Annotated in this window: 7 protein-coding genes; 3 read left to right on the top strand and 4 right to left on the bottom strand. The window is 28.1% G+C overall.

Going from position 1 to position 6,504, the window contains the following annotated elements:
• Positions 1-235: 235 nt before the first annotated feature.
• Entirely contained in the window at positions 236-1,102 is an 867-nt protein-coding gene (locus CRU91_RS06145) for a 1-aminocyclopropane-1-carboxylate deaminase (RefSeq protein ID WP_113894343.1), read from the bottom strand.
• A 61-nt stretch (positions 1,103-1,163) separates the two neighbouring features.
• Between CRU91_RS06145 and CRU91_RS06140 the strand changes: the two genes are divergently transcribed.
• Positions 1,164-1,640, top strand: a complete 477-nt coding sequence (locus CRU91_RS06140; RefSeq protein ID WP_113894342.1) for a MotA/TolQ/ExbB proton channel family protein — start codon at positions 1,164-1,166, stop codon at positions 1,638-1,640.
• Positions 1,640-2,029: an ExbD/TolR family protein gene (locus CRU91_RS06135; protein ID WP_113894341.1), complete on the top strand. Its 390-nt coding sequence runs from the start codon at positions 1,640-1,642 to the stop codon at positions 2,027-2,029. Before CRU91_RS06140 ends, CRU91_RS06135 begins: the two co-directional genes overlap by 1 nt.
• Positions 2,030-2,065: 36 nt before the next feature.
• Here CRU91_RS06135 and CRU91_RS06130 read toward each other — a convergent pair whose 3' ends face one another.
• The 3 genes from CRU91_RS06130 to CRU91_RS06120 all read right to left on the bottom strand — a co-directional run bounded on the left by CRU91_RS06130 (position 2,066) and on the right by CRU91_RS06120 (position 5,623).
• Entirely contained in the window at positions 2,066-3,562 is a 1,497-nt protein-coding gene (locus CRU91_RS06130; protein ID WP_113894340.1) for an aldehyde dehydrogenase family protein, read from the bottom strand.
• A gap of 175 nt (positions 3,563-3,737) precedes the next feature.
• Positions 3,738-4,805: a class II fructose-bisphosphate aldolase gene (fbaA, locus tag CRU91_RS06125; protein WP_113894339.1), complete on the bottom strand. Its 1,068-nt coding sequence runs from the start codon at positions 4,803-4,805 to the stop codon at positions 3,738-3,740.
• Between the two features lie 11 nt (positions 4,806-4,816).
• Positions 4,817-5,623: a peptidylprolyl isomerase gene (locus tag CRU91_RS06120; protein WP_113894338.1), complete on the bottom strand. Its 807-nt coding sequence runs from the start codon at positions 5,621-5,623 to the stop codon at positions 4,817-4,819.
• A gap of 195 nt (positions 5,624-5,818) precedes the next feature.
• Between CRU91_RS06120 and hsrA the strand changes: the two genes are divergently transcribed.
• Positions 5,819-6,502, top strand: a complete 684-nt coding sequence (hsrA, locus tag CRU91_RS06115) for a homeostatic response regulator transcription factor HsrA (protein WP_113894337.1) — start codon at positions 5,819-5,821, stop codon at positions 6,500-6,502.
• The last annotated feature ends 2 nt before the right edge of the window (positions 6,503-6,504 follow it).

Raw genomic sequence — 6,504 nt, 5'->3', positions numbered from 1 at the left:
CTTAACATCATTGATGCTAAAACTGATATGAAAACTTTGTTTTTCATCTTCTAATCCTTTGTATTAATTTTGAGAATTTGTTTCTCTATATAGTAAGACGATTTAAATGAAAAAAATGGACAATTTTTACAAAAGAATTTTAAAATTTGCTAGTCGGAGTTACTTTATGTAACAAAAATAGATTAAATTAGTTATTTTTATATTTTAATAAATTAAAATTTGTAGGTAACATTTTTTAACTTTTCATAGAAAACTTAAACTTATATCTTTCAATCATAGATTTGTTTCCTAAAACTCCTCCTTGATGAATATATAAAAATTTATAATCACTTTGATTTTGTAAATTTTTTACATAATTTTCAAAAACTATCCAGCCTAAACTATCATAAAGCAAATCAAACTCTATATTTGTTTGATTCAAAAGTTCTATATGTTTTTTATAAAACTCCACATAAAGTTTTCCAAAGTGATATTTTTTTTCTTTTTTTAAAATTGTTGGAAATTTATCTTTTTCTAAAGCTTTAAATTGTTGTTTTAAATATTCATCATTTCCTACACATGAACTTGTAAGAACTTCAAAAGGCAGATATCTTTGTAAATATAGTGCTGTTGTTCCTGTACCACTTGGTAAAAAAACTTTTAATTTTTCTATATTTTCTTTTTTTGCCCAATCTTTTATCTCATTTGCTAAAATTTCTATTCCAAAACGAGCTTCTTTGACTGCTCCTCCTTCACTTATAAACAACTCTTTTTCTTTAAAAGCTTTAGGAGTTTCTCCAACTATTAAATTCATACCATTTTTAATTGCTTCTTTGTAATTTCCATTTGGATTATCTTTTAAAAATGATGAAAGATGAGAAACATAATAATCAAATTTTATATTTTTTAATTTGCAAAGAACAGATAAAGAATACATAGCATTTGATTGAGCTGAACCGTAAGAGATTATTTTTTCTATACCATTTAAATCATTTTTCAAAAAGTAGTAAAATTTTCTAGCTTTGTTTCCACTAAAATCTTTATGTAATAAATCATCTCTTTTTACAAAATATTTTTGATTATTTAGCAATATTTCATCTACTCTTGAGTTTAAAAAATCCATCAAATTTCCATATCTTATTAATTTTTATATATAATACTACAAAAAATTAAAAAGGCTATTTATGGATATTCTAGGATTTATCGATAAGGGTGGATTTATCGTATATATTTTGATTTTTTTAAATATTATTGGATTTACTATTATTTTTTGGAAATTTTTTACGCTTCCACGAAAACATCAAATTATTGCAAGGATCAAACAAACAATAAAACCGACTTCATCGGTTACTATGCAAATAGAATATGAAGTTAAGAAACTAGAAACTGGGCTTACAATCATCAAAAACATAGCTATTATTTCACCACTTTTAGGACTTTTGGGAACTGTTGTTGGAATATATATATCATTTGAAGATATCACAGCAAAAGGATTGGGAGATCCTACTGTATTTTCTGGTGGAATTGCTGTTGCACTTATCACAACAATTGCTGGAATTATAGTATCAATACCACATCAAATAGCTTATAATCATTTTATTTCTATGATTGACACAATAGAAGTTTTGGCTAAAAAAGAGTTAGTTGGAAAAGAAGACTAATGAAAAGAAGAGAGCCTCTAGGACTTGATTTAACTCCTGTTATTGATGTTGTTTTTATACTATTGATATTTTTTATAGTTACAACTGTTTTTAAAAAAGAAGAATTGGCACTTATGCTTGATTTACCATCTTCAGATGCTCAGACGATTCAAATAAAAGAAGAACAAGTTTTCATAGAATTAAGCGAAAACAAACTAGCTATCAAAGGGATTGAAGTATCTTTTGAATCTTTAGAAGACAACTTAAAAGCCATAAAAAATAAAGAGAACGCTGTAATAGTAAGAATTGATAAAAAAGTGCCTTATGAAAGAGTTGTAAAAGTATTGGATTTACTTCAAAAATATAGTTTAAATAATTTGGCTTTGGTTACTAATGAAGAGAAGAAATAAAAGCCATTAATGGCTTTTATTTCCTAATTTATACTTTTAAAAAAATCCTAAAGCTTTAGTATTGTAAGAAGTTAGTATATTTTTTGTATGTCTATAATTATTTAACATCATCATATGTGTTTCTCTTCCAATACCTGATTTTTTGTATCCTCCAAATGAGGCATGTGCAGGATATAAGTGATAACAATTTACCCAAATTCTTCCAGCTTGAATAGCTCTTGAAGCTCTATGAACTTGATGTGTATCTCTTGACCAAACTCCAGCACCTAAACCATAAATAGTATCATTTGCTATTTCAATTGCTTCTTTTTCATCTTTAAAAGTAGTTACTGATAAAACTGGTCCAAAAATCTCTTCTTGGAAAATTCTCATCTTGTTATGCCCTTTAAAAATTGTTGGTTGAATGTAAAATCCATCTGGATTAATAGTTGAATGATAAATATCTCCACCAACTAAGCATTCAGCACCATCTTCTTTTGCAATTTGTAAATATTTTGCAATTTTATCTTTTTGATTTAATGAATTTTGAGCACCCATTGTATTTTCTGTATCAAGAGGGTTTCCAACTTTTATAGCTTTTACTCTTTCAATTACTCTTTTCATAAATGGTTCATAAATAGACTCTTGAATCAATGCTCTTGAAGGGCAAGTACAAACTTCTCCACTATTAAATGCAAATAAAACAAGTCCTTCAATTGCTTTGTCAAAGAATTCATCATCTGCTTGCATAATAGATTCAAAGAAAACATTTGGAGATTTTCCACCAAGTTCTAGTGTAGAAGGAATAATATTTTCTGTTGCATATCTCATAATTTCTTGCCCTGTACTAGTTTCACCAGTAAATGCAACTTTTTTAATATCAGGATGTGTTACAAGATATTTTCCTATTTTACCACCAGCTCCATTTATTACATTTATTACACCTTTTGGTAATATATCTTTTATCAAATCCAAGAAAAGTAAAATTGACATAGGTGTTGAACTAGCTGGTTTTAAAATAACACAATTTCCAGCAGCTATTGCAGGAGCTAATTTCCAAGCAGCCATTAAAAGTGGGAAATTCCAAGGAATAATCTGTGCTATAACTCCATAAGGTTCATAAATTTCTTGAGAAATAGTATTTTCATCTATATCAGCAACTGTTCCTGATTCTGCTCTTATAACTGAAGCAAAATATCTAAAATGATCAACAACTAAAGGTATATCAGCATTTAATGTTTCTCTAATAGCCTTTCCATTATCTAAAGTTTCAGCAACTGCTAAAGATTCAAGATTTGCTTCTACAACATCTGCGATTTTATTTAACAATGCACTTCTTTGTGCAACAGAAAAGTGTAGATACTCTTCAAAACCTTTTTTTGCAGCTTCTATTGCTAAATCTATATCTTTTTCATTTGAACGTGGGATTTTTGTAAGCACTTTTCCATCAACTGGTGAGATATTTTGAAAATACTCTTTGCTATTTGGAGCAATCCACTCTCCACCTATAAAATTCTCATATTGTTCTTTATACTGTGGTCTTTCATAAATCATAACAAACTCCTTTATTAATATTTAATATCAAAATATTAACATTTAAGAGTAGCATTATAGTAACATTTATATAAAGATGATTTTTTTGTAGTTTTTTAAGATTATTTGTTACAATTATACACATTTTTCAATATTCATTCTCAACTTTTTTTATCAAGAATGAATATATTTTGTCTTAGTTTTTATTTAAAGCCAATAAATCACTAAAAGCTGTTTCAAGTCTATCAATCATAGATTCTTGCCCTGCTCTTAGCCATTTTCTTGGGTCATAGTAGTTTTTATTTGGTTTATCATCACCCTCTGGATTACCAATTTGACCTTGTAAATAACCATGAATTTTAGCTTCATAAGCTCTTACACCATCCCAAAATGCCCATTGTGTATCAGTATCTATATTCATCTTAATAACACCATAAGATATAGCTTCTCTGATTTCTTCAATTAATGAACCACTTCCCCCATGGAATACAAAATCAACAGGTTTAGAAACAGTTTGATATTTTTCCTGAATAAATTTTTGAGAATTATCCAAAATAACTGGACTTAATACAACATTTCCAGGCTTATAAACCCCATGAACATTTCCAAAACTAGCAGCTATTGTAAAGTTTGGACTAACTTTACTTAAATTTTCATAAGCAAATGCAACTTCACTTGGTTGTGTATAAAGAAGTGAATTATCAACACTACTATTGTCAACACCATCTTCTTCTCCACCAGTAATTCCAAGTTCAATTTCAATCATCATATCAAGATCATTCATTTTCTTGAAATACTCAACACAGATTTCAATATTTTCTTGTAAACTCTCTTCACTTAAATCTAACATATGAGAAGTAAAAAGTGGTCTTCCAGTTTTGTTAAAATGCTCTTTTCCAGCTTCTAAGAGTCCATCTATCCAAGGTAAAAGTTTCTTTGCAGCATGATCAGTGTGCAAAATAACAGGAATCCCATAAGCTTTAGCCATAGTATGAACATGATTTGCTCCACTAATTGCTCCCAAAACAGCTGCATTTGAAGATTTTAAACCTTTTCCAGCATAAAATCCTGCTCCACCATTTGAAAATTGTACAATTATTGGAGATTTCACTTTACTTGCTACTTCTAAAACTGCATTTACAGAGTCTGTTCCTACAACATTCACTGCAGGTATCGCAAAACCTTTCTCTTTTGCATAAGAGAAAAGTTTTTTTGCTTCACTTCCTGTTAAAACTCCAGCACTTACAACATCTAAAACACCCATATTTTTTATCCTTATTTAATTACTATTTTTGCGTCTTTTCTTAAACTTTGCACTAATTCATCAATTTTTTTATTGAATTTTTCAGCAGTTAATATTTGCTCTACATCATTTTTTACTTCATCATAAGTTAAAGATTTTCCTGCGATTTTATCTTTTACAAAAATTACATGGTAACCAAATTGAGTTTTTGTAGGAGTTTTAGAATAAGCACCTTTTGCTAAAGCTTTTACAGCACTTGCAAATTCAGGAACCATCTGTTCAGCAGCAAATCTAGGAATTTGACCACCATTTACTTTATTTGGATCTTTTGATTTTGATTGTGCTAACTCTTTAAATTTAGCATCTTTGTTTGAAGCTTTTTCAATTTCTTTTATAATATTTTTTGCATCAGTTTCGCTATCAACTAAAATATGACTTGCTTCAAAAGTTTCAGGAATCACAAATCTAGCCTTATTTTTTTCATAAAAATCTCTTTTTTCTGTATCAGAAAATTTGATTTTTTCTATCTCTTTTGATTGCCAAATTTGAAGAGCTAAACTCTCTTTTATAGAATTAATTTCTTCAACATATTGAGAATCTTTTTCTATTCCATCTTTGATAGCTTTTTTTGCAATTAATTTTCGATTAATTGCCCCCTCTAAAACTTGACTTTTTGCTTCTTGTGGTAGTTGATCAAAATTTACTCTTGGATCTTGTAAAAGCATATCTATATCTTGTTTTGTTATTTTATCTCCATCAACTGTTGCATAGAAATCTGCTGCACTTAAAGTTGAAACCAAAGCAATTGAAGCTATAAAGCTCGTAACTATTTTTTTCATTTTGTTCCTTAGAAATTAATTTGCGGTATTTTATCTTTTCATAGTTAATAAATAGTTTATTTTTTACACTATAAATTAGCTTTTTATATCTTTTTTTACAATTTTTAACATTTAACTTAAAAACTCTTTAAAAAAACATTTTTTTATGATATACTTTCGCAAAAAATTAAGATTAACTTAAATTTAAGGATTTTTATGAGAATTTTGATAATAGAAGATGAAATTACACTAAATAGAACACTACAAGAAGGATTAATAGATTTTGGTTATCAAGTAGATACAGCTGAAAATTATAAAGATGCTGAGTATTTTATTGATATTAGAAACTATGATTTAGTTTTAACGGATTGGATGTTACCAGACGGAGATGGAATTGAACTTTGTAAAATAGTAAAAAATAGAAGTTCAAGAACTGCTGTTGTTATTATTTCTGCAAGAGATGACAAAGAAAGCGAAATTGAAGCACTAAAATCTGGAGCTGATGATTTTATAAAAAAACCATTTGATTTTGATATTTTACTAGCTAGAATCGAAGCTAGACTTAGATTTGGTGGAACAAATATAATAGAAATTGATGATTTAGTAATAAATCCAGATGAAGAAAAAATTGAGTATGCAGGAGAAGAGATTGAACTAAAAGGTAAACCTTTTGAAGTTTTAACTCACTTAGCTAGACATAGAGATCAAATTGTCTCAAAAGAGCAATTACTTGATGCAATTTGGGAAGAGCCAGAGCTTGTAACTCCAAATGTTATTGAAGTTGCAATAAATCAGATTAGACAAAAAATGGATAAACCTCTAAATATTTCAACTATTGAAACTATTAGAAGAAGAGGTTATAGATTTTGTTATCCAAATGTAGTATCTGAGGAAAAATAATC

Source organism: Aliarcobacter vitoriensis (assembly GCF_003316695.1).
In the GTDB taxonomy this organism is placed as follows: domain Bacteria; phylum Campylobacterota; class Campylobacteria; order Campylobacterales; family Arcobacteraceae; genus Aliarcobacter; species Aliarcobacter vitoriensis.
The sequence above is the reverse complement of the archived record's forward strand: the minus strand, read 5'-3'. Positions and strand labels throughout refer to the sequence as shown.